The sequence below is a fragment of the Streptomyces phyllanthi genome, assembly GCF_009377205.1.
GTDB lineage: Bacteria > Actinomycetota > Actinomycetes > Streptomycetales > Streptomycetaceae > Streptomyces > Streptomyces phyllanthi.
The window spans coordinates 1-1,678 of record NZ_VJZE01000867.1; the positions used below are offsets into that span (position 1 = coordinate 1).

Consider the following 1,678-nt stretch of genomic DNA (forward strand, 5'->3'; position numbering starts at 1 on the left):
CTCCGGGGCCGCCCGGCCTCCGTGACGGGCAGTGGAACGGGCCCCAGCACCTGTGCGTCATGAGGCAGTTCGGCATCGCCGAGAAACCCGGTCACGGCCTCCGCGGTGCCCGACACGGCAGCCATCCGCGACACCGGCGGAAACCCCAGCTCGGCCCGCTCGGCGAGCTCCCGCACGGCGTGCCCGACGGGATCCCACCGTACGAGCGCCTGCACGGGCCGCAGCGTCGGCTCGGCGACTACCACCACCGTGCCGCCGGCCCCCTGGTCCCGTACGAGCGAAGCGGCCCCGATCCACCGCCGCAGCGCTTCCTCCCCGGCCCGCAGATCGGGCCGTCCGAGCATCGCCCACCCGTCCAGCAGCAGGGCGGCCGCGTACCCGCCTTCGGCCACCGGCTCGGCGCCCGGCGTGCTCACCACCAGCGCGGGCGACCCTGACACGGTGTCAAGAACCTGCTCGCGCCCGGAGGTTCGTACCGGCACCGTGGGAAAGGCCCGCCCGAGCTCCTCGGCGGTCCGCCGCGCCCCCACGATCTGTGCCCGCAACCGGAAGCCCCCGCACTCCGGACAGTGCCAGGCGCCCTCCTCACGCCCGCACCACCCGCACCGCAGGGCCCCGCCTCCACCCTCCTGGGCCTCCAACGGCCCGGCGCACGCCCGGCATCGCGCCGGCTCCCGGCACCGCTCACAGGCCAGCCGAGGCACGTAGCCCCTCCGTGGCACCTGGACCAGCACCGGTCCGTGGCGCAGCCCGTCCCTGACCACCTGCCAGGCGAGGCTCGGCAGCCGGGCCGCCCGCGCGGCCTCGTCCCGCGCCAGATCGCCGTCCCCCACGGTCCGCACCAGCGGCGCCGCCGCCCTCACCTGCTCCCGGTCGGCGACGAGCGGCGCCGCCCACCCGCTCTCCACGAGCTGCGCGGCCTCAACGGTGCAGCTCCAACTCCCCAGCAGGAAGGCGCACTTGTCCCGGGAAGCCCGAAGTTCGAGCACCTCGCGCACCTGCGGGAAGGGAGCGCGGTCGTCACTGTGACTGGCATCCCCGTCGTCCCACACGACCACCAGCCCGAGATTCCGCACGGGCGCGAACATGGCCGCCCGGGTCCCGACGACGGCCCGTACCGCCCCGCGCCGCACGGCCAGCCACTCCCGGTACCGCCGCTCCTGCCCCGCGTCGGCGGTGAGCAGGGCATGCTGCCCCTCCCCCAGCAGCTCGCGAAGCGCCGTGTCGACACGCGCGGCGGGCCGGCCGGCGGGCACCACGACCAGCGCCCCCCGGCCCGAAGCCAGGGTGGCCTGGACGGCACGGGCGATCTCCTCGGCCCACTGGGGCCCTGGCAACGCCGTCCACACGGCTCGGGGCGCCCCCCCGGCGGCCAGCGCCCCCAGGAACTCGGCACCCCGCCCGTACCGCCGCCAGGTCCCCGGATCCGGCGCCGCGGGCGGTGGAGGCGGATCACCCATCACGCGGGCCTCGGCCCGCCCGTGCCGTGGTGGAACGGCGAGCTGCAGCACATCCGCGAGGCTCCCCGCATACCGGTCGGCGACCGCACGGGCCAGTCCCAGCAACTCGGGCCCCAGCACGGGCTCGGGCGACACGACCTGGGCCAGCGCGGCCAACGGCCCGGAGTAGTCCGATTCGGCGACCCGCTCGACGAGGAACCCGTCGATCAGTGAGCCGC

Annotated in this window: 1 protein-coding gene; it reads right to left on the bottom strand. The window is 76.4% G+C overall.

Features of this window, described 5'->3' with window-relative positions; genetic code table 11:
• Positions 1-1,678: primosomal protein N' (locus tag FNH04_RS45720; protein ID WP_152792108.1), on the bottom strand; the 1,678-nt coding region annotated here is incomplete at both ends.